This window comes from Celeribacter naphthalenivorans (assembly GCF_020524585.1).
GTDB lineage: Bacteria > Pseudomonadota > Alphaproteobacteria > Rhodobacterales > Rhodobacteraceae > Celeribacter > Celeribacter naphthalenivorans.
Window position 1 is genome coordinate 456,247 of sequence record NZ_JAIVLK010000003.1, and the last position, 22,261, is coordinate 478,507.

Here is a 22,261-nt window from a genome sequence, read left to right on the forward strand (position 1 = left end):
TGTCTCCGATTCAATTTGGTTTCACGGACGAGATGCGCCCAACGTGCTCGGCAGGCTGCGCCTCGTCCCGCAGGAAAACCTTGTTTAGATTTGGCGGGAAATCAATCGGCATGATCCCCTTTCGTTCCAACCGGCGAGCGACATGATTGGCCTGAATACGAGCCTCGGCGGCAAGAGCGCCGAGGGAAACATACCGATCAGAAAATACGGCAAGATCCGCTTCTGCAATCAACCTGTTGTGCCGTCGTTGTCGCTCGTTCCAATGCCGCCGTGCTGGTAAATGCCCCTGGCGCATGAACCAGGCGATTGTCTCGGTGTTTAGGTGGAGCGCGGCTCGCGACTGCTCTATGGTCAGCCAGCCCTCGGGTGGCCAAGCCGCGGGTCCGTAGGCGAGATCACGAAGCTCTTCACGATTCACGTAAAGATCGCAGATCCTGTGCGCGCCTTGTTCCCGCCCCACGAAACTGAGCTGTTTCTCCACGATCATCGAGATGATCTCCTCGGCTTTGACTGAGGCGGCGCTGGCCGCTGCCGCGATCCGAGAACAACCGGGCGGTGGCCCTTGGACCAGAACCGACTGACCAAAGACCGCGTTTCTCAGGTCGTCGATATTGTGCTGTGAGTAGAGGTCCGCGACGTTTTCGGTACTGAAGACGGGACACACCAAACCAACATGCTTGAACCGGTCGAACATATCAGGCGTCACGCCAAGCCGCTTGGCGGCCTTCACCCGTGGTAGATGAGACGCAAGCGTCGAAAGCAATGGCTCCACCTCGTCCACCGACAAAATCCTGCCCTTCTCCGTCATCTTCTTGAGCAACCGAACGGTTCGGGAGGTGTTCAAACCAAAAGTAGCCGCAGCGCTGTTCACCGAATGACATCTGCGCGCTCTGCACTCTTGCCCCAGCAGAAATGTACCGGCAGGGATCGGTTGATTGTCGAAAACAAATTCTGCAACCTCAGACACAAGCGGCTCATAGCGTTGATCGGATTGGACCGTGAGGAGCCAACGCCAGAGGTTGCCGAAGTTGGAATAATATCCGCCGCGCGAAGACGGGCAATTTTTCCATATTTCGCAGAGGAGCGGTTGGAACCCCTGCGTGGATGAAGTCAGGCGCTTAAAGGCTGCCCCTGTCGCCGCCGCAAGCTGGTCTTCCGTCAGCTGCCCCGGAGACGCCTGTGCTCCGAAGCAAAGCGCTACCCCCGCTTTCTCACAGAACTGGGCAACGACACTGATCGCTAGATTATCGAACCAATGGTCGGGTTTCTGCCCTTCGAGGCGGGTCAGCAGCCAGGTCTCGAAATGGCTGGTTCGAAAGGTCTCGGTCGCGGCTTCGTGCCGTATGAATTCAAATTTGTTGTCAACGATTTGGGCAAAATCCATCGCGTAGCGCAATGAAGAAGGGCGTGGCAGTGTAATGATGGGTGCCCCATGAATCGGACAGGTTCGAAACTGGGCAAGCTGCCAGTGCGCTCTACTGTGCCGTTCCAATCGCCCACCTCGGCCATCGTCGTCCACAACGCATCGCGGACACAGGCGTACCGCGCGACGGTGGGCCATGGGGCGGTCCAGAAGGTGACCGCGAAAACTGAAACGTCCTTCTGGCCGAGGCTGAAAGCTCTCGCGCGCCAGAAGCCCACAATCTGCGCCAACGATATCAGCGAACTCTTCTATGGCAGACTGCCGACCATTTTGGAAATGCGGCCAGTTCACGCCGAGATCACTCACGAAATCCGCGACGTGGGTGATGCCGTGTTTCATGGCGATACGGGAGGCCAGGCCGATGGCTGGTTCACCCGAAAAGGCGGGCAGCGTCAGAAGCAGGGTGGTCATTTGCGCCTCCGTTTCGCCCCAAATTCAACGACATCTTCCTCCGGCGTTCGGCCAGCCAAGAGTAGACGGGCATTTATGGCCGTGTAGTCCTCCCTGAGGAACGGGTTGCAATCCGCCGCGCAGCCGGAGCGGCGCGCAAAGGCGCGAGCGAAACAAGAAGCGTTCAGTTCGGAAGCCCCCTCCCGCATGGCAATCTCAATGGCATCCAGCAGCAGTTCGACCGTAAGGCCGAACTCACCGGCGGCAGCATGGATCAACCGTCTGCCGAAAGGATTTTCCTGCACATTAGTGTTCATCGCGAGATGGGCCGCTTGGGCATAACCTGCGACCATTTTCAAAACGGGCTGGGTGTCTTGAGCCGCATCGAGCTTTTCAAACTGGACCGGCGAGAAGCGCCGGGCCAGTTGCGGGTCTTCATTTATCAGCGCCGTCAGTTGCGGCATGCCGCTCAGGATAACGCTGACGGGCCAGACCGGGTGGTTCATTAACGCTTTCAATGTGTTGATCATCGCCTGCATCTCGCGCGCGTTCTGGTTGATGCAAAGATCCTGCGCCTCGTCAAAATGCAAAACTAGGGTCTGTCGCAGGCGAAGATTGTTATGGACCAAATCCCAAATAATTGCTGATGTTCGGTCGCGGCGGAGCGGGTATCCCAGCACGTTCAGACAGGCAAGGCCGACAAACTTGACGCTTGCCGGCGATGGGATACTCATGCTGACCGCTTCGGCCTTCTCGAGCCCAGGCTCCAGTATCTGAAGATCACGATAGGTGGTGAACAACCGCCGGACCGCCGTGGTTTTGCCCGAGCCGGAATCGCCTATCACGGCGATACCGTGCGCTTCTTTTTGGCCACCAAGCTCCAGATCCGCCCGTCGGCGCTTGATGAGCCGGGTGAACGCGCTTTGCAGCTCGTGATAGTTTCGGTGGGTGAAGAACCGGGACCGGAGGCTGGCAAGTGTTCTGTCGATATCATCCAGACCACCTGATGCCTTTGTGAAATCTTGATCATTCATCGTCGAACCCCCAGTCATTTTCGTCCGTATCGTCGGGGCTGTTCTGCTCATCCTCTGCGCCTGTTGGGGCCGCTATTGGGCCGGTGTCCTGAGGCACCTCGAGATGTTCCTCTGGCAGCATGATCCGTTGCCCGAAAAAGTCATCCGCAGGTGTTTCGAGGATCGCGGGGCCGGTTCTGAAGCTTGTGCCGTTAAACAAGTTCGCCTGAATGGCTTGGATCTGCTTGTGAGATGGTTCCCCGGGAAGAACACTTGCGCGGATGCGAGCAGCCTTGTCGATCGCGCAAATTTCTTCGACCGCTCGCGTTCGGATCGGCTCCGACAATTCCGCCTCATGAGCATGGCGCTGTTTGATCGCCCGGAACTTTTCGGTCCATTCGCTCAGCGAAACCCCGTACAGCGGTTTGGCGGAAACAGCCTCTGCTGTCTCCCATTTCCCATCTATCTCGATGGAGATTGCGCCAATATCAGCAGGGTCGGCTTTGACACGAAGTGCGGCTTTACGGCCTTTAGTCCAAAGTTGGCGCAGCGCTTCACAAGAATAATGATGCGAAAACAGTTCGATCCCCTTTTTCGAGGGGACTCGAGAGAATTCCACACCCAAGGCTGCGCGAAGGGTGTGAATATCGGCTGGTTCACTTACTGCAAATTGCTCTTCCAGCTCGCGCCAGCGGCTGGCAGGCGTTTGACCATTTAGGCTGCGGTGTGGGCGGTTGTGATAATAGTCAATGACATAGAGCGAAAGAACTCGGGTCAGATCTTCATCGTCCAGAGCTGTGCGTTCCTCAGTCGGATAGTCGCCGCGCGCAACCGGATTGTGAAACGTACGCCCGCTCAGGTGGGGCATCAGGTTTTGGCTCAAGTTCCCAAAAAAGCGTTCGTTATGTCCGCGCATCTCCGGAATCTTTACTGGCGGATGTAGCATCGTGGCGCGCAGGCTGTTCACCGCACTACTAAAGTCCGTCGAAACAAACGCTGCGCCAGTGTCCGCGCAAACCATTGAGAAGCCTGCGCAAAAAGACCATGAGGACTGCGCACCAATGGCGCGTGCGTAATCGGTCTTGTCGACCGACGCCATCCGCAATGCCCGCATGGCTGCTTCTGCGCTCGGTCTATCAACCACCAGTAGCGACAGAATGCATCGGGTGGCGCAGTCTATGATTGCATATAGCCAGCGTCGGCCTTGCGGAATCTGATCGCGGATCTCACGCGGTAGCCTTTGCAAAAGACCAATCCGCGAAAAGTGCGTCCGAAGATCGACCTCCCATTCGTCGATCTCTATGCGTTCCCCGGGAAACTGTGCCATTTCTTGAATGCCAAGGCCGCTTGATGCAAATTTCTTCCGGGCGGCATCAATGCCCTCGCGCAGCGCTATCATTTCAAACGGGTCAAGCTGCGCAATGCGGCGCTCGATGGTGCGAAGGCTGGGAATAGTCAGTGCCGAAAGCCCGTCTGCCTCGCGCGCAGCGTTGGTCTTTTTGATCATACCTCTGGTGTTGGTCGCGACGGCGCGAGCGTCGCTTCCGCCCAGTTTGCCGAACTCGCGGATTCCCGCTTGGATGAGATCTTCGACTTCTGGTTCAAAATTACTCGTGCACTTCTCAGCTTGCCGCTTCCGCGCTAGAACACGAAGATCCAATCCGGATCGAACGAACTTTCGATAGTGCCGTCGAATGGATCTGGTGGAGGGGGGCTGTGGAACTGCAATATGATCGCCGAATCTTAGCTGACGAACGGGGAATTGTTGATTGATCAACCCCTTGGTAATATTTGGAACTACTTCCTCTAAGGCCTTGGCTAGTCCCTCATCTGTCAATGTGACTTTACTTTGGCATTCGAGTTCGTAGATTGCGGTCAGAATGCGCCCTAGAAAAACAACCCGGTGTCGTTCTGAGGGTGACAAAAGGGTGAGGTCGATGCTGGTCGTAGCCGGTGTGTTGTTGTGGGCAGGTGGCGGCGTGTATTGCCACCGCCCGCTTTCGCGCAACAAAGCAATGTCCTCCCATGTGAAATACTCAACCACCGCGGGTTCATCGAGCCTGCGTAGCGTGGTTCCGCTGTAGTCGGACGCTTCCGCCGCATATGAGGTTGAGCCGATTGTCACCGTGGACCCCGGACGGAGCGCCCGCATAATGGGACGAGTTTTGGGAAGCGGGAAAACTGTCATGCCGCCCTCGCTTTCACTAGGCTATGCTCGCCGATCAGGCCTTCGCTCAAGACCTGTATTTGCCCCTCAAACGCAGCACGAAAAGCCGCACGATATCCACGACCAGCTAGGCCTGTCAGGGTCGCAAGATCGGCCATACTCACTATCCCTTTGCGCTTCTCCAGCGCGTCTGTGAGGGCACGATCTGCTTCTTGGTCGGCATGTTTCGAGAACTCAATGTACCGAAGCGCATTTTGCGCTTGCGCGCGGGTGAAGCTCTGGTCGGTGACGAGGATCAGGTCGTCGGCGAGTTCGCTAGGTAGATGCCGTTTTATAGCCCCAAGTTTCTCGCGAAACACGTCCGTAACTTTAGCCGCAGGTTTCACAGCGACAGCCAGCCTGCGTCCGTCCGTCAATGTGACCAACAGGTCGATATGGTGGCGTCCTTTCTTCCCCGATGCGTCGATGAACTGCACTTCGAATGGTTGCTCGATCAGGTCGGCGAAATTCGGGCGAGTTGTCGCCATATGTATCGTCAGGAGTTCCAACAAACTTTCGAACTGGATCTGGAAGCGATGACCATCGTGTTTTCTGGCTACCGTTGTCCAACCGCGACAGCTGAACCTGGATCGCATTGCCACCTTGCGTGCGGCGCGCGACATGAGAGGGAGGGTGACGCCGGAGCTGTTCTCCGCGCCTTGAATGGCATTCATTGGTGTTTTCCTTGCGTACAAAAGTTGGTCGCGAGCAGTCGCCTGCACGCGTTTTTGTTTGACTTTTGTTCCGGAAAAGATGATCAATGGGCCAACAACTGGGGATCATTGATCTTCACAAAGGGCCTGGAAGTTACCGCTTCCGGGCCTTTGGCTTTTCTGGGTATCTGTTGGTTTTTTAGGTCATGGGTGTCTACCTTCCTGAAGTGGTTCTCCGGACTCGCCCCAGATTTCTTCGATGTCTTTGCCGAGATGAGCTGCGATTGCAGTTTCAATGCGTTTTGAGACGTGCCGTCGCTTTGCTGCATGGACGACTGAGGAGGCGCCTACCCCAAGTTCACGAGCAATCTCGGAAAATGAAGAACCACGCTCTCTCAAGGCTGCCTTCAACCATTCATGTCGGTTTTTGATTTCTGGCATTGTTGCCTCGCTGCTGATTCGTTTATCGAATCGCACACTTTATTTGACATCGCAACATATAGTTGATTTTGTCCATTTATTCGAATTATATTCTATATGTTGTGTGTGTATGTCTGTTTTATTTAGCCTTCAGACGAAGAAAACAGACACGAAAAGCGGATAAATTGACTGCGCTATAGAATGCCTGTCTGGAAAACCGCGCCCTGGAGGCGAAGTTTGCGATTTCCAAGGGGAAACGGGGCGAAATGTTGAGCTATGCGCTCGGCAACTGGTATTCTGAAAAGCTTCATCGTTGAAGAACCAATTCACAAAGCCATTCAAAACAAATTGTTATTATGAATCTTGCGCAGAAGCGTCGGGCTGCACCAATTCGATATGACTAACGCCAAGTGCCTGTGCGAGTTCGTACAGGGTGATCACTGTAGGGTTGCGCTTACCCCTCTCTAAGCCGCTCAGGTACTGCTGGCTAAGGCCTGAACGCTCCTCGATCTGCTCCTGTGTCAGGCCCTTCTCCCGACGCAGGCGTGCAAAATTCCGACCGACCAGTTTGCGCATATCCATGTGCGCCAAGGTCGCGGTTTACATACTTTAATGTTATCAACTATAATATGTAATCGCCACTTTTGTGGCATCTTCTGACGACATGACGAGTAACGAAATGAAGAGATTTTCTTGTAGCTTAGTGTTCTGTGGTGTTGTTGCCGCTGTCACCACGTTTCTGCCCATTACCGCCCACGCCCAAGACAGACTGACCGAAACGCTGACGCCGGAGCCGCGCCCTTACCCCTACGCCATCCTCGACATTCAACCGGGGGCGGAGGCGATGGACGCGGCCAGTATGTTCGGCGAGCGGATGATGCTGATCCTCGTGCCCGAACAGGTCGCGCTGCGGGTCGAGAATGGCGAGGGGCGCGCCTTTGCTCTGACCTTTGACCAGAAGCTGGTGACGCAGGGCGTGGGACTGCACACCCGAATGGGCCGCGATCCCTATGCCGAGATCACCGCTACGCTGGCGACCGAGGCCATGGGCGGGCGGGTGCTGCAAATCCGGCGCACAATTCGCGAGCCGAACGAGAACCTGCCCGAACCTGCCGCGTTAATAGCGCAGTTGGAGGAACGCTATGGCTCGCCGTCGCAACGCACGGCCTACGGTGCGACCTGGGCTTGGGGGGATGACGGCTTTATTCCCGATCTTGACGGTCAGCCGCTGCACGAGATCACGACTGTGGATCGCTTTGGCTCCCGCAAGACGACACAGTATCGGCCCTGTTCAGGCGGCTTCAGTGGCGAAGCCGAGTACCGTTTCCGCCAGCACCGCGAAACACCGATCATGCCGGGATGCACGGCGCTGTTCTCGGTCAGCTTCAACGGCGGTGCGCAGACTTCAACCGTCAGCTTTTCGCTGACCGATTTCGACCTGATCCGCCAGCATGTGGCCGAGGTGGATCGTCAGATCATCGAGGCGCTGACGGACGACGCGCCGGTCGCACCCGCCGATATGGACCTGTGAGGCTATGACCGACATTGCATCTGAGACCCAGACCTGCCCGTTCTGCTACACCGAGATGGACGCCCGGGCAGATGTTTGCCCAAACTGTCTGGCCACCAAGGACACGACACCCGAATGGGCCAAGCGCCTGAAGGTCTACTGGTCGGCGGCTGTCGTCATATTCATCGGGCTTGCGCTTGCCTTCATAGACGGCAAGGGCATGAACTGGTGGGGGATGCCTTTTGTGGGCGTAGGCGTCTTCCTCCTGCTCAAGGCCCGCAAGGTAGACGTCTCGGATGTGATTTGGCACCGTAAGGAATAGGAAGCCCTCTCATGGAAACTCATTGGATCGACAGCTCGAAGCGCAAGTCTGCTCTGGCAGCAGATGACGTGCCTTACGAAAAACAGTTCGACGGCCCATGGCGTGGGAATAAGGATGGCAAGCCTCCTTTCGGCGCGAGAGAATGTCCTGATGTGATGAGAAAGTAATACTGATGCCTCGTTTCTTGGTTTGGAGTGACCTGCATGATGAATTCTGGGAAGGTTTCGACTTGCCCGACCTGTCTGCACGTGTAGATGGGGTGCTGATCGCGGGCGACACCCATACGATGGGTCGCCATCTGGAAATCCCAGCACGGGCGGCGCGCAAGTATGGCTGCCCGGTCGTGGCGATCTGGGGCAACCACGAACCCTACGGTTCGATCTGGTCGGAGCTGTTGGCGGAGGAAGAGCGCCAACTTGCGGCGTTCCGCGCTGAGGGCCTCGACATCCGTGTGTTGCATGGCGCGGCCACCGAGATCGCGGGCGTGCGCATCATCGGCGCGCCTCTCTGGACCGATCTGCAACTTTATCCCGAGTTCGACTATCTGGCCGAAATCATGGTCTCCAGCCAGATGATGGATTATCGCGCGATCCGAACCACGCCGAAGGCCAAGTTTACGCTCGATCACATGCGAAGGCAGCACGCAAAAGACAAGAAGGCCATACTTGCTGAGCTGAGCAAGCCCCATGATGGCAAAACGGTCGTCATGACCCATCATATGCCCGTCCGTGAGTTGATCGCCCCATGGCGAACTGTCGGAAGCAACATAAACCGCGCGCTGAACAACGCCTTTGCCAGTGACCTTTGGGACGAGGTCCGGGGCTTTGACATCCATACATGGATCTGGGGCCATAGCCATGAGGGGGAAGCCTGGACCGGCGAGGGAGATCATGGTCCGATCCGCTTTGTCACGAACCAGCGGGGGTATCCTGGGGAAGGGACTGAGTTCGATCCGGCCTGTGTGCTGGAGGTCTGATACGCCTAAAGACGCAACAGTGTGGAAACTGTTGGAGGCGTTGACTTCGCCCAGCTACATATACCCCTAGAACGCGTTGCAGCGTCGGGTACCCACACAAAAATCAGCTCCTGCATTGTGCCTATCGGAAACGGCTAGATGCGGCACGGGTCATCTAAACAGCGGCTCAAGCACCAAATAGCCCCATAGACTTCCAGCCTGACTTCCACTAACTTCCGTTCAGGAGGTGCCTATGGCAAACGAACTGACCTTTGAAGCGATCCGCGGTGTGCAGTCTCGCACTGCCTACTACACCGTCATGGTTCCAATGAAAATGGTTCCTCGCCTTTTCATCTTCGACGGAGACGATCTGCCGCCCGATCTACGCGCACAACGTGTATTGTCGAAAGCGAGGGTTCCGCAAATTGCGAACTATCTGGCGGAAAATTGGGACAATTATATTCTGTCCTCCCTTTGCGCTTCTGTCGATGGAGATCTCACATTCACGCCCGCCAGCAGTGACGGTGCACTAAAAAATGTCGGGACTCTCAGTTTTGCTATGGATGCACGTATTATCCTAAACGACGGTCAGCATCGCCGGGCGGCTATCGAAGATGCCTTGAAGACACGGCCTGCTTTAGAGAACGAAACAATATCGGTTGTTATATTTGCGGATCGTGGCCTGGAACGAAGCCAGCAAATGTTTGCCGATTTAAATATGAATGCGGTGCGTCCCTCGAATTCACTTAACATTCTTTACGACAAGCGTGATCCTCTTGCAGGTCTCTCCGTTGAAGTGTTTCGCCAAGTCCCATTCTTTAACCGCTTTCTCGAACTCGAAAAAAAATCTCTCTCTAACCGAACAACGAAACTCTACACCCTTTCAAGTTTGCAGCAAGCGCATGAGTGGATGGTCGGCCCTGCAGGTGATCGCTTTGGCGCTTCTACGCTCGATAAGGTCGTGCGGTTCTGGAATTCGCTTTATGACATTATGGATGATTGGCAAAGACTGGACGGCGGTAGCCTGAATGCACATGACCTTCGGCAGAATACAGTGCACTCCCATGGTGTTTTGCTGCAGTCCTTCGGTGTTCTCGGTGGTGCGCTGATCGATGCCTTTCCTGTAACATGGGCCGAGAAGCTACAATCACTGTCATCCTTAGACTGGTCACGGCGCAATGCGGCCCTTTGGGAGGGTAAGGTAATGAACGACGCGCGTATGAATGGGCAACGCAGAAGCGTTCTGCTTGGCGCCGCCGTCTTGTTTGAAACAGTCGGTTTGCCATTGGAGCCCAGAATGAAAGCTGCAATCGATGCACAGGGTCAGGTTGCCGCATGAGCCAAGACAAAAACACCAATATGATTAACACCCCTCTCACCTTCGACGCACTAGAGGAGCGGATCAGAGTCGCCTATTGCAACGATAATCGACCCTGGGTCATTGGATATAGTGGCGGAAAGGACTCGACTTGCGCACTGCAGATGATCTGGCGGGCGTTACAAGCACTACCAGCACCAGAGCGGCAGAAGCCGATTTACGTATTGAGCTCGGACACATTGGTGGAAACACCGGTGATTGTGGATTATATCGACGAGGCGCTCGCCAGGATAAATAGCTCCGCCAAGGCACAAGGAATGCCAATTACGGCACATAAGGTCCTACCAGATGTTGGCGATAGCTTTTGGGTTAATCTCATAGGACGTGGCTATCCCGCGCCTTCGCGGCGGTTTCGATGGTGTACTGAACGTCTGAAAATTGATCCCGCGAATGCCTTTATCAAGCAACGCGTCGCCGAGTTTGGCGAAGTTGTCATGGTCCTCGGCGTGCGAAGCGCAGAAAGCGCAACACGCGCACAAGTCATTGCACTTCATAAATTGGAGGGGAGCCTGTTTTCAAGACACTCCTCGCTTCTTGGCGCTTTTGTTTTCACACCAATCGAAGCACTCTCGGTCGACGATGTGTGGGATTATATTCTCCAAACCCCTTCTCCTTGGGGTGCGGACAACCGCCAACTTCTGAAAATGTACCGCAACGCTCAAGCAGGCGAATGCCCGCTCGTGGTCGATAAAAATACAGAAAGTTGCGGCAATTCGCGATTTGGATGCTGGGTATGCACCGTCGTAACAAAAGATAAAGCTATGGAAGCGATGGTCGACAACGGCGAAGAGTGGCTTGAACCGCTGTTGGAAGTCCGCGACTTTCTGGCTGAAACGCTTGACCCGGAACGGAAGAAAGTTGTCCGTGATTATAGAAGGCGAACAGGACGGGTCACACTCAATCGTTCTGGCGATGGATTGATACCAGGCCCGTACAAGTTCGAGTTCCGTCAGGAAGTTTTAAAGCGACTGCTTGAAGCCCAGAAAGAAGCCGCCAACCTTGTTGTGGGCGAGCCTGCGCCGACACTCATCCATGAAGTCGAAATCCATGAAATTCAACGCATTTGGCGCAGAGAATTGGGAGATTGGAGCAACACCGCATATCGGATCGTGAAGGAAGAACTAGGCAAAGACCTTTTCGCTCATAAAGCGGATGACTTTGAGTTTTCGTCGCGAGACGGTGACATCCTGCGGCAGGTTTGCGATGAGCACGAAGTTCCATTGCAGCTACTGAGTGAGTTACTTGATGCTGAACGATCGGTTCAAGGGATGCGCCGCCGCACGTCTATCCACAGCAGGATCGCCAACATCCTCGAGAAAGAATGGCGCCCAGAAGAAGAAGTGCTCGCTGATTTGGCGATCGACACAGAAGAGGACGAACCTTCGGAAGAAGGACTAGTTTGATGAAGTTCAGCGAAATAACTCTCGAAAATATTGGCCTCTACGTCGGGAAGCATAGTTTCAATCTCGAGACCACGCCCGCAGACGGATCCAATGTCGTTGCTATTCTTGGGCACAATGGCGGCGGCAAGACCACCTTTCTGGACGCAATCCGGTTGGCTCTCTACGGCCGTAGAGCGCTCGGACCAAGGACCGCTCAGTCGACTTACGAAGATCATCTTCTAAGGAAAATCAGCGCAACAGCCTCTTCCCGTGACGCTGCGATCACGCTTTCATTTGAGAGAGTGGAGAATGGGCAGGACGTATCTTACTCGGTCACCAGAGCATGGTCAGCCAGAGGCAGGTCGATTGTCGAAAGTCTGGACCTTGTAAGGGAAGGTCAACCAATCTTGGATTTGGACCGCACTGAATATGCTCAGTACGTCGAAGAACTGGTGCCCTTTGGTCTCTCCCAACTGTTCTTCTTCGACGGGGAGAAGATCCAGGAGATTGCGGACGAGGACGGCAGCGTCGGCCTGCGAGATGCCATTCGCTCTCTCCTCGGGTTGGACATTATCGATCAATTGCATACTGACTTGACGGTCTATACTAGCCGCCGGGCTGACCAAGACACATCAGGGAACATCGAGCGTTTGCTCGCGGAGCGTGAAACTCTTCAGAAAGAGCTCGCGGCTCAACAAGATCTTCGCGCCGAACTACAAAGCAAGTGCGATCAAGCGGCCAGGCGCGTAGAGCGATCAGAAGCCGCATTTCGTAGCGAAGGCGGCCGTCATGCACGTTCGCGCGAAGAAGTGCTTGCGAGGCTTCGTTCAGCTGAAGAGGGTCAGGCCGAGCTGAGCGCACAGCTGAAGCGCGGAGCAAATGAGCTCTTGCCGCTGAGCTTGGCCCCAGTGTTGGTGCAAAAGCTACATCGCAAAGCCAGCGAGGTACGACGGGGAAATTACTCGCACGCCATCAAGGATTTCATCGACGCGTTCGAAAAACACTGTCGCACCGGCCGTCCAACAATGGGCCTTTGGTCTGACGATCACTTTGACGACCTTCGATCAGATGTCAGCACAGAAGGTGGGGAGCGGAATGTGCACCTCTGGGCTGAGCCGGATTGGATTCTTCAACGACTTAGTCAGCTCAGTGACGGCCGCCAAGACCTAATGGCACAGCTTGCGGTTAAGCTTGACCGGAATCGCGAACTCAAAGCGAAGCTAAAGAGGGAGCTGGATGGTTTCGACACGGGACAAGCAGAACAGGCCCTTGCAGAGCTAAAAGAGGCAGAGCGAACACTCGGAGGGCTGGAGCGTGATCTGCATCTCCGTGATGAAGAAATCGAACGAAAGATGCGAGAACTGGACACGCTCGAGCGCCGTTTCACGCACGAGGAAAATGCGCTCAAGAAACTGGCCCAAGAAGAGAGAGGTTCCGATCTCGCTCTACGTGCTCAAGCCGCGCTTTCATCTTTCGGCAGTGCTTTGCTGAACGATCGGATCCACCGCCTACAAACGGAATTCGTTTATTGTTTCAATCGCCTAAGCCGCAAGAAGTCCTTGGTTTCCAACGTGGAAATTGACCCAAGCGACTTCAGCGTGATCCTGATCGGCACTGACGGCGTTGCCATCGAGAAGAGCAGCCTGTCAGCAGGAGAACGTCAGATATATGCGATTTCCATGCTTTGGGCGCTCGGCAATACGAGCGGCCGTCAATTGCCGATCGTCATTGATACCCCCTTCTCGCGGCTCGACCAGACTCATCGGCTCTCCATTGTGAGAGACTATCTGCCGACGGCAAGTAGCCAAGTTATCTTGCTTTGCACCGATACAGAGATGACGCCACCTCTCGCCGAGTGCCTTACGCCACACATCGCCCGGACCTACAAACTTGAAGCGACTACGGAGGCCAGGAGAACCTCAATCTTCTCCGTCAGTGATCTGTATGAGGAACTCGCCTGATGCATTTCACAAAACTCAAAGTGTCATCAGAAGCCACCGGTCGCCTAAGAATGTTGCGGCAACGCAGCGGCCTTACGCCAAACCTATTGTGCCGAATGGCGCTAACCTCATCGCTGGAAATGGGGCCTGTAGGCGGAATGGCTACACCTGAGGAGAGCGGACAAGAATTCAACGCGTACACGTTGTTCGGATCTGATCAACCAATTTTCCTGTCCCTTCTCTCGCTTGTTGAGACAAGTGACGACGAAGAGCTAGACGACGAAGAGCTTTTACGCCGCCTGCGGTGCCATATAGACCGCGGCATAGGTTATATCGCCATACGCATCGACACACCTGCCGATGCAGCCAGGCTGCTATCCGGGGAGGCCGCATGACCCGAGCTCCAATCTATCTCGATCACAATGCCTCTACTCCCGTAGACGAAATGGTCATCGCCAAGATCGTCGCGGCGATGCGCGAATTGCCAGCCAATCCATCTGCAGTAGATCATCGCGAAGGAGCTGCCGCCTCAGCTGCCGTTGAGAACGCCCGCGAGCGAGTAGCGAAGGGGATCAATGCGAGATCTGCCGACATCATCTTCGTGAGTGGCGCGACCGAGGCCAACAACCTGGCAATTGTCGGTGCGATGCAAGCCACGAACAAGACGGGCCGTAGCAGGATCGTGACCGTCGCAACAGAACATCCATCAGTACTCGAAGCAGCCAAACACGTTGGTGCCACTGACGAGATCGTCGTGCTCCCCGTTGACGAACAAGGACAGATCGACCTCGATTCACTTGAAGCTGAGCTTAAAAGAGGCACAACACTTGTCAGCTGCATGGCCGCGAATAATGAAACAGGAGTCTACCATCCCCTTTCGGAAATCGGGCAGCTTTGTGAAAAGTACGGCGCTCTCTTTCACTGCGACCTTACCCAACTGACAGCATACCGCCCCATCGACGTCCAGTCGTCTAATATTCACCTCGCAAGTCTCTCCGGTCACAAAATGTACGGCCCCAAGGGAACGGGTGCACTCTATTGCCGTCGCCGGCGCCCTCACGTCGCGCTTGAACCAATCCTCCGAGGGGGTGGCCAAGAGCGAGGGCTGCGCTCTGGCACGCTCAATACGCCTGGGATCATCGGGTTAGCGGCAGCTTTCGAGGTGAGAGAACCGCGGTTAAAGAAAGCCGCCAGTATCGCTGATCTTCGCGACACCTTGGAGCGACGACTTGTCCGGGAAACAGGCGCCTTCGTAAATGGTGGCGAGTCTAATCGCCTACCCAATACCGTCAACCTATCCATTCCCGGCATTGAACCACTAGCGCTCATGAGACGGCTGAGTAAGCAAATTACTTTCTCGAGCTCCAGCGCCTGTTCTACGCAGTCAGTACAAGACTCGCACGTTCTTGAAGCTATGTTCGGACCCAACACTGAGCGAACGAAATGCGCATTTCGCCTCGGTCTTGGCTTCGGAACGACGAAGGACCAAGTCGAGACTGCCGCTGAACTATTTATCGAAGCGGTTTCCGGCATTCGTCAGGGCCGCGTAGGGAGCGCCGCCTAACTTCAGAAATTCAAATCGAAGATCCTCATTGCTTGCGCCGTCAAGGCCTCTTGGCGCGCGCTCGCTTGGTCGGCACCCCATTCCTCATTCTCAGCCAAGACTTGATTGATCTGCAGGCGGGACTCCTGCAAAATCGCCCGCTTGTTATGGAAAGGTCTATTGCCCGCCCGGTTGTTTTCATCCTCGCTAAGCAATGTCAGATTTCCAATCTTGTGCAGATGAGGCAGCATCTCCAATCCCGCCTCTTCGGGATTTTGTGGGCTGACATGCTCCAAAGTCATGGCCCGAATGTCGATCGATACATTCGGGGCCATCACAGTTGGTCGGCCGTTTGCTTGGCCGTTGTACCAAGCCAACATGAACTCTGAAATAGCCAGAAGGTACTTTAGCTCCTTCTTGTTCTTGTCGTAGTCCAATCCATCAAGCTGGCGCTTCAGCGCTTCAGTGGTCGCATAGCGATCCAAAAGATCTCGCAAGATTGCCTCCAGATCCGCGAGGCGATACTCGTTTGGAGTATCTCTAACCTTCGTGATCATCGGGCCGATTTTTCGATCGTATTCGGCGATCCTGGCGCGCGCCAACACCCCATAGCGAAACGCAAACCGCTCTAGGACGCACACCAAACGTTCTTGATGGTCTGCGCGCAGACTTTGGGCTGCATAGACGAGTGGGAGTATCCAAAGTTGCTTCAAATCACGAAGCGTGTAAGCAAGCCTCTCTGACATAACCGGTGACAGGTTCAACCCGCCACCAACGATGTTTCCTTCAGCGAGGGCGCTGATCTTCAGCATGTCCGTTTTGAGAGCTTCAACTCTCTGGACGAGAGCTCTGGCGTCTGCGGCCCCCAGCAACTCGCCGCTCGCGAGCTCCTCAAAGTGCATTGCCTCGAATTCAGTGGATGTGCGGGCGATATTGAAACGCCGCCCCGTCCGCGCTTGGTAGGCAAGCACAAGGTAATCATCGGGATTAGGAGCGATGCCACTTATTTCCTTCCATGCAGCAGCCAGCTGGTCTTTCTCCGCCGCCTCGAGCCTTTGACCGGCCCGCTCCATTGTGGTTGCACGCAGGAGATCACAGTCACTGACAGGCAAGCCTCTGTTGTTCAGAACCCTAAATATAAGACTCGCGTGTTCGGGGGCATTTGCCTCGATGTGCACCACCTCCCAGTCTTCGAGGGCGCTTGCGTAGAACTGGTTCAGCGCATTGAATTCACGCTCAGGCGAACCCGTGGCATCCCGCCGCTCCTGAAGCATAGCGAAACATGCTTCATATGCTGCTGCAAGCCGCCTATGCGACGGAGCTAGTGCTTGCACATCATCTCCTCTCAAAAGCCCTTTGAAAACAGCATCATCAGTATCATTCAAGGTTAACGGATAGACATCCTTGGTTTCCATGAAATCTAGGTCTTTGTTCATGATGAAGCGCGAAAAGAGTGTTTCCGCCATCGTCGACAACGCTGATGCGAGCGCCGGAGAGCCCTCGCGAAATAATTCAGAAGCCGAGAGGCAATGTTGGCGCAAGGACGCGACAAATAGCAGGAAGGTGGCAAAGCGCTGCTGTCCATCAATGACTTCTCTTCTGGGGCGGACCAAGCCGCCTGGGTCTTTTGGTGAAGTGACGACTGAGCCGAAGAAATGCCGTTCACGCTCACCATTTATTCGTCGCTGCCAACAACGCCGCACATCGTCAATGAACGCATCGATTTGCTCATTTTCCCATTCGTAGGCACGCTGGTAGGCGGGTACGCGAAAGAGTGTCATACCACCAAAAAGGGCAGACACCGTGGTCGGCGTGGCGCGCTGGCACAGCAGATCTGAAACTTTTTCCATTTTAATCGACGTTACCCAATTTCACTTCTAAGTATGTCCTGGTAGCGGATCAGAAAATTCGATGGGTCCGATGGCTTTGGTCCCATTCTGCTTCTGAGCAGTTCAAATCCGCCGGCGGCATACAGATTCAAAATGTGCATGCCCTCCGCCGATAAACGCGTAGGGGAGGCAACCTGAAGAAGCTTCGCGATCGACCTCTCAAGTTGCTGTTCAGAATAGTCTTCAGAATGAAGGGCCGTTACTTCCGCATCTACCAACAATCCTGCGATATACTCACGGTATGGTTCATACTCATTTGGATAACTCGCAAGGAAGTTTGCTCCGTCGAGCATTTCACTTGTGCCCGTCTTTCTGCAAGAAAGACCAAGCATTAGCCCCGCGTAATATGCATCAAAAAGGATGAGTGACCCTCGAGTCGCATCTGATGACTTTGTTCGGCCGAACATTCGCTGATCGACATAATCGAAATATATGCGGGCCTCTTTGTGGAGCACAAATCCGCGCGCCCGAGCATTTTGATCAAGTGTCATACCGATGTTCTCCCGCTTTGGAATTGGAAGAATGCGTTCTTGCTGTCATCTATCTTTACGGATCCGTCCGATTGATCGATTGAAGCTGTTATAAATTGGGTGTCTGCACGCCTTTCGAAAGAATCGGCAAAGCCCTCACGCTCACTCGAAATGACGAAAATGATAAGTTGGTCAAAGATCTTCGGGATCAATGCCCCAACGTTCTGCCGCAAAACCAGGTCTAAGGAGACTGCCGGAGAGTCGACAATGAAGGGAAGCCGAGCTGGCGCTTCCGCCAAGAGGGCGGTCAAGAAAGCATAGCAAACCGCGAGCTTTTGCCCTTCACTCGCACTATCTTTCGGGAGGTTTTCTTCGTTAACAAGATGCAGACGGCCGTCGATCCTGGACACACGAATGATCTCATTGTCCAGAATCTTTTCCAGCTGAACGTTTGTTCGATCCTTGACGAACACCTGAAGCCGTTCTTTTGAGAGTTTCCGCGCGCGCCTCGCTGCAAGGATCAGCTTGTCCGCAGCTGTAAAGTAGCGATTATTCTCGCTGGCTGTTTCGTACGCCTTCCTCCGCTCCTTTTCCATTTCTCGGCAAGCGGGAAGGTTTCGCTTCCAGTCCGCCTCATCAAGCGAAATAGGCACATCCGTCAGAAAGCGGAGAGCCTGATCTTTTCTGGCCTTTTCCGCCGAAAGCTCGCCTTTTTCAGATGTGAGCCTCTCTACTTCCTCCATGCCAGCTTGCGCTTTCTCGATATCCAGGCGCGCTCGCTCTTGTCCGACCGAGGTCAGCCGATCTTCGGCATCGCTCAGGTCTTTGATCACCTCGGAGAAGGAGCGCCGATCGACACTGTCCGTAAGCTTGTAACGGATATCATTGATGACGCTTACTTGCTCGTCACCTAGATGGTCGTCAGCATGCGAAAGAATATGGCTCCGCTTCTCGTCATCCAATTCGACGCCGCAAACGCACCTGTCTTGCACTGCGAGATCTTCGAAAAAGGATCTAGAGGATCTCGGCAACCTTTTTTCTTTTAGCGTCTCACTTAAGGTGTTTAGTCTCGCGACAACAAAAGTGTGGAGACTTAGTGGGGAGCGAAAGCTCGAAATCGCACTGCTGGAATATTTTGCGATATCACTACTGGCAGATCGACTTCGATCATCAATATCCTTCTGCCTCTCCTGAAACTCCTCGTTTTCGTAACCCAACTCGCGGCAGCGGTCGTCGATCTCGTTTAATCTTCCGTCAATTCTTTCGAGAGCACGATCAAGCGACACTTTTTCCTGATTGAGCTTAGCAAGAACGTCCTTCGCTTCGATGTACTCTCGCTCAAGTCGATTTACAGCCGCTTGTTCAGAAGCAGTGGTTACTTCCCTGTTTCGCTTCTTTCGATTACCTTTAAGGGTCTCTATTTGGCCGATAAGATCATCAAAAGAATCAGTTCTATATAGCGCCTCAATCGCCTTATCCGCAGCAGCGGCGCCATCTTTGAGCATATCTTTTGCAAGTTCACCATCAAAGACGAACAGATCAATACTTCGACTCAAAGCTGAGGCTAACGGTGGATCAATTGAGCTTAGGAGGTGTCCAGATTGCTTACCGCTCTGGACGGTTGTTGTGTAGAAATAGTGACGCCCCATCTCAAAATCGAAATCAATCCGAAACGCCAGCCTTTCTCCAGAAACCATAAGAATGAGCTCGAAATATCCCTCCTTAGTGGTTCGGTCAGCCTGCAACGCTGAAATCGAAAGGGATTGATCCAGACGGCCCGTTAGGGCCGACCGCAAAAGCGCCATCGTCGTGGTTTTACCCGTTCCGTTTGGCATTTGCAGAAGGACGTGACTGTATTTACCCGGATCAAGAGCGACACTGGCATCGCGCAAATAGCCGCGCAGTCCCTTTGCGTTCCAACCTAGAACAAGAACGTTATTACTTGTCACGTTGAGCATCCTCTTCGAGGATAAGTTCTATTGTACCCTCAATCCTATGTGGTGGAGGCAAAGCTCCTAACGTCGCATTCAGCAATCGCTCCGTGGACTGCTGAACCGAAATGTTGTGAGAAACTTTTTTGGAAGCCTCTGCGATCGCAGCTGCAATTTCTTGTGCAGCCGTGGTCTGATCCGGACCATTCATAGTTCTTCCCTCCGCGTCCCGCTCAGCTCAGCAAGCCACTCATAACGTCTAATGTCAGTCGTGTCGCTGTCATCTTCATCGCCGAAATCGATAAAATCCAATACATGCGCTCTTTTATTGACGTTGCTAGGATCGGTACGCAAGCAACGACCAAGTCGCTGGATGGTTTCGAGCTTGGCCCGCGCAGATGAAAACAGAACAATATTCCTGACAGATTTAATGTCGATGCCTTCAGATAGGCGATGGCAACTCACCAAACAATCGAGCTTCCCCTGGGCAAAATCCAACAATCGCTGCGGCTCATCTCCTTCGTAATAGGTGCCAAAGACAATGCCCGCTTCCAAAAGATACCTCTGGACCAGTTCCCCGTATTTTCGTGTTTCTACGAATATCAGAGATCTCTCATAGAGCTCAGGGTTTGCCGCTAGGTGGTCCTTGAAGGGCTCCAACTTCTCAGTCGTAACCTTTCGAACACGTGACAGCTCGCGATAGAGCGCTTCATCACTTACAACTTCACCCGCCGCTTTTTTTCCGTGATGTCGTTTGATCAAGTTTCGAATTTCCACCCGATCTTCATCCGATAATTCGTACTCCAAGGCGGTGTAGTCGAACTCACACAGGATGCCCCTACGAATTGCATCTTCAATTTCAAATTTAAAGATGACTGGGCCGATTTCCGTTTCGATGAAACCGTTTCCAACTTCATCATACTCTCTCTCTGGTGTTGCGCTCAGCCCCAATCGATATCCAATCGGAGAAACCCATCCGGTCAGAGAGCTGACCTGCGCGGGAGACCCGAACCCATGCACCTCATCACAAATTATGAGAGTTCTTTCTAACGTACCATCAACGCTGGAAAGGAAATCTGACAAGTAGCTTTGAGAAACAAGCAACAGTCTCCTTCCGCGACTGGCGACAAATCGCGGCCCTTCCCGGTTTTGACCAAAATGGCGATAGATCCGGTAGGCGCTGTCCGTCACCATTGCTTGGAACCATTGTTCTAGCAGGTCATTTCCCCGCATCGTTACAATGACAGTATCCACTAAGTTTAGAGACGTGAGCTTTTCGATGATGCGAAGTGCGGTTCGCGTCTTTCCAGTTCCGGTAGCCATTTCAAGCACACCGTTCTTTTTGGACAAGAAGCACTCAATCGCGTCGTCTTGGTGGCGCCACCTGCTATCAGCTTTGTCTTGTCGTTCGGAGCGACGGCTCGGTCGATAAAACTGCGCTAGGTTGCCGCGGATGGCTTCGGGAATATCGAAGCATCGGACATTCGGGTCGCTGTTAGTCCAGAGCCGCTCAAAACGTTTTCGATGCGACTCAACCCGCGAGGCATCTCGTGGGTCCGCCCAGCTCAGGAAGACGTCAAGGCTTTCAAAATTTCTGCGCCCTTGCTCGGTTTCATTTTGAGAACCGTGGAACACAACACTATCACCAGTATAATCCCTAAAAATTCCGAGTTTGGGATGATAATCACCACTTAGCTTGCCGGTTGGGACGGCCAAGCGGACAGTCAGAAGCTTTTCGGCAATCATGTAGGAGAGTGTTTGGACGGGTTTGGAACTCGCGCTTTGTGCAAGTTCGTCCACCTCTTCTCTCAGCGCTTGGAGGAGCACCTCGTCGTCGATCGCATCCGAGCCTTGTTTGATCGCTGCCCAGTCTTCAGGCTTAAGCTTAGGACTGGTCAGTAGTCTCATTGTTCCGCCGTTTTGCGCGAAACCTGCGATCCCAGTCGCCACCCGTTGTAGCCAACCTGAAGTGAAATACCCCACACCCCGGTCATAGGACACCGAATGAGCAAGGCACGGATTCATCAGCACCTGATCGATGTCATCCTTCGAGGTGTCAACGTCAGATGGAAAGGTTAGAGATCTCAGGGATTTGTTCATGGGACGATCCTGCATCACACAGGAGGGATTTGGAAGGTTGAAATGTGCAACGACGTGCTACCCGGGGGCTGATGCAGTGACTGCCCTTCCGATGAGATCAATGGGTCCTGAGCCTAGAACAAACAACCCGGTTTTGCCGAGGTTCCAGTCGCGATCGAAGAGACGGAGAGCAAGTGTCGGGCTGCGGTAGCGTCCCTCGCATGATGCTCAAGGGGCGCCTCGGCGTGCAGGCCAATATCATCAGTCCAATAGGTCTCAATGCTCAGTTGCAACATTGTCGCCGCGTTTCGAGGACCGCTTTGTCCACATTGCTACCGCGATGAAGCGAATACTTCTTCGATGCCGGTTGAACGACAGTGTATGAGAGGGCGTGGCTGCGCAGCAACTGCTCGGCTTGACGGCTGGCACGGGCCGTTGATCGGCGCCGCGTTGCCTAAGCCCCTATGATGACTGACCGCCGGGACGGCGCAGAATCGAAAGCTTGATCGAATTAATGCCATGCTCACAGGGTAAATTGCCTTCAATGGACAAAAACTCTGTCACAAATGGACAGAAACCTGTCACAAATGGCCAAGTCAGGTGTCACCCGACATCACACTAGGAAGAAAGTGGTGAGCCGTGCAGGATTCGAACCTGCGACCCACTGATTAAAAGTCAGTTGCTCTACCAACTGAGCTAACGGCCCACTCTCTCAGTCTCATCGACTGTGCGGCGGGGTTTAATGTCGTGGGTCAGG

General features: G+C 54.1%; 18 protein-coding genes and 1 tRNA gene. 8 read left to right on the top strand and 11 right to left on the bottom strand.

The genetic code is table 11. The features are described 5' to 3' along the window. Positions 1-10: 10 nt before the first annotated feature. From LC094_RS08850 to LC094_RS08875, 6 genes are all read right to left on the bottom strand, one after another. Positions 11-1,834 carry a TniQ family protein gene (locus LC094_RS08850; RefSeq protein WP_226551956.1) on the bottom strand — a complete coding sequence of 608 codons (1,824 nt, stop codon included), beginning with the start codon at positions 1,832-1,834 and terminating at the stop codon, positions 11-13. Continuing rightward, positions 1,831-2,847: a TniB family NTP-binding protein gene (locus LC094_RS08855; protein ID WP_226551958.1), complete on the bottom strand. Its 1,017-nt coding sequence runs from the start codon at positions 2,845-2,847 to the stop codon at positions 1,831-1,833. Before LC094_RS08855 ends, LC094_RS08850 begins: the two co-directional genes overlap by 4 nt. Beyond that, positions 2,840-5,014, bottom strand: coding sequence for a hypothetical protein (locus LC094_RS08860; RefSeq protein WP_226551960.1), 2,175 nt, complete (start codon positions 5,012-5,014; stop codon positions 2,840-2,842). Before LC094_RS08860 ends, LC094_RS08855 begins: the two co-directional genes overlap by 8 nt. Continuing rightward, on the bottom strand, positions 5,011-5,706 hold the full coding sequence (locus LC094_RS08865) for a Tn7 transposase TnsA N-terminal domain-containing protein (RefSeq protein WP_226551962.1): 696 nt from the start codon (positions 5,704-5,706) through the stop codon (positions 5,011-5,013). Before LC094_RS08865 ends, LC094_RS08860 begins: the two co-directional genes overlap by 4 nt. 183 nt (positions 5,707-5,889) lie before the next feature. Further along, complete coding sequence (locus LC094_RS08870) at positions 5,890-6,126, bottom strand: helix-turn-helix domain-containing protein (RefSeq protein WP_226551964.1); 237 nt, start codon at positions 6,124-6,126, stop codon at positions 5,890-5,892. Between the two features lie 333 nt (positions 6,127-6,459). Next, a complete protein-coding gene (locus LC094_RS08875; RefSeq protein WP_226551966.1) occupies positions 6,460-6,681 on the bottom strand; it encodes a helix-turn-helix domain-containing protein in 222 nt (73 codons plus the stop codon). A gap of 103 nt (positions 6,682-6,784) precedes the next feature. Here LC094_RS08875 and LC094_RS08880 point away from each other — a divergent pair, with 103 nt between their 5' ends. The 8 genes from LC094_RS08880 to LC094_RS08915 all read left to right on the top strand — a co-directional run bounded on the left by LC094_RS08880 (position 6,785) and on the right by LC094_RS08915 (position 15,156). Further along, on the top strand, positions 6,785-7,636 hold the full coding sequence (locus tag LC094_RS08880) for a hypothetical protein (RefSeq protein ID WP_226551968.1): 852 nt from the start codon (positions 6,785-6,787) through the stop codon (positions 7,634-7,636). A gap of 4 nt (positions 7,637-7,640) precedes the next feature. Further along, positions 7,641-7,937: a hypothetical protein gene (locus LC094_RS08885; RefSeq protein WP_226551970.1), complete on the top strand. Its 297-nt coding sequence runs from the start codon at positions 7,641-7,643 to the stop codon at positions 7,935-7,937. Between the two features lie 172 nt (positions 7,938-8,109). Further along, entirely contained in the window at positions 8,110-8,913 is an 804-nt protein-coding gene (locus LC094_RS08890) for a metallophosphoesterase (RefSeq protein WP_226551972.1), read from the top strand. A gap of 232 nt (positions 8,914-9,145) precedes the next feature. Further along, positions 9,146-10,231 carry a DNA sulfur modification protein DndB gene (gene dndB / locus LC094_RS08895; RefSeq protein ID WP_226551974.1) on the top strand — a complete coding sequence of 362 codons (1,086 nt, stop codon included), beginning with the start codon at positions 9,146-9,148 and terminating at the stop codon, positions 10,229-10,231. Then, positions 10,228-11,673, top strand: a complete 1,446-nt coding sequence (gene dndC / locus LC094_RS08900) for a DNA phosphorothioation system sulfurtransferase DndC (RefSeq protein ID WP_226551976.1) — start codon at positions 10,228-10,230, stop codon at positions 11,671-11,673. Before dndB ends, dndC begins: the two co-directional genes overlap by 4 nt. Next, positions 11,673-13,613, top strand: a complete 1,941-nt coding sequence (gene dndD, locus LC094_RS08905; protein WP_226551978.1) for a DNA sulfur modification protein DndD — start codon at positions 11,673-11,675, stop codon at positions 13,611-13,613. The genes dndC and dndD overlap by 1 nt, the downstream gene beginning before the upstream one ends. Beyond that, complete coding sequence (gene dndE / locus LC094_RS08910; RefSeq protein WP_226551980.1) at positions 13,613-13,987, top strand: DNA sulfur modification protein DndE; 375 nt, start codon at positions 13,613-13,615, stop codon at positions 13,985-13,987. The genes dndD and dndE overlap by 1 nt, the downstream gene beginning before the upstream one ends. Further along, positions 13,984-15,156, top strand: coding sequence for a cysteine desulfurase family protein (locus LC094_RS08915; protein ID WP_226551982.1), 1,173 nt, complete (start codon positions 13,984-13,986; stop codon positions 15,154-15,156). The genes dndE and LC094_RS08915 overlap by 4 nt, the downstream gene beginning before the upstream one ends. A gap of 2 nt (positions 15,157-15,158) precedes the next feature. Here the strand turns inward: LC094_RS08915 and LC094_RS08920 are convergent, their stop codons facing one another. From LC094_RS08920 to LC094_RS08940, 5 genes are all read right to left on the bottom strand, one after another. Continuing rightward, entirely contained in the window at positions 15,159-16,985 is a 1,827-nt protein-coding gene (locus tag LC094_RS08920; protein ID WP_226551984.1) for a DUF262 domain-containing protein, read from the bottom strand. Between the two features lie 11 nt (positions 16,986-16,996). Beyond that, a complete protein-coding gene (locus LC094_RS08925; RefSeq protein WP_226551986.1) occupies positions 16,997-17,515 on the bottom strand; it encodes a hypothetical protein in 519 nt (172 codons plus the stop codon). Beyond that, positions 17,512-19,443, bottom strand: a complete 1,932-nt coding sequence (locus LC094_RS08930; protein WP_226551988.1) for a hypothetical protein — start codon at positions 19,441-19,443, stop codon at positions 17,512-17,514. Before LC094_RS08930 ends, LC094_RS08925 begins: the two co-directional genes overlap by 4 nt. A gap of 189 nt (positions 19,444-19,632) precedes the next feature. Continuing rightward, positions 19,633-21,525: a DEAD/DEAH box helicase family protein gene (locus tag LC094_RS08935; protein WP_226551990.1), complete on the bottom strand. Its 1,893-nt coding sequence runs from the start codon at positions 21,523-21,525 to the stop codon at positions 19,633-19,635. A 609-nt stretch (positions 21,526-22,134) separates the two neighbouring features. Continuing rightward, positions 22,135-22,210: transfer RNA gene (locus tag LC094_RS08940), tRNA-Lys, on the bottom strand. Positions 22,211-22,261: the final 51 nt, after the last annotated feature.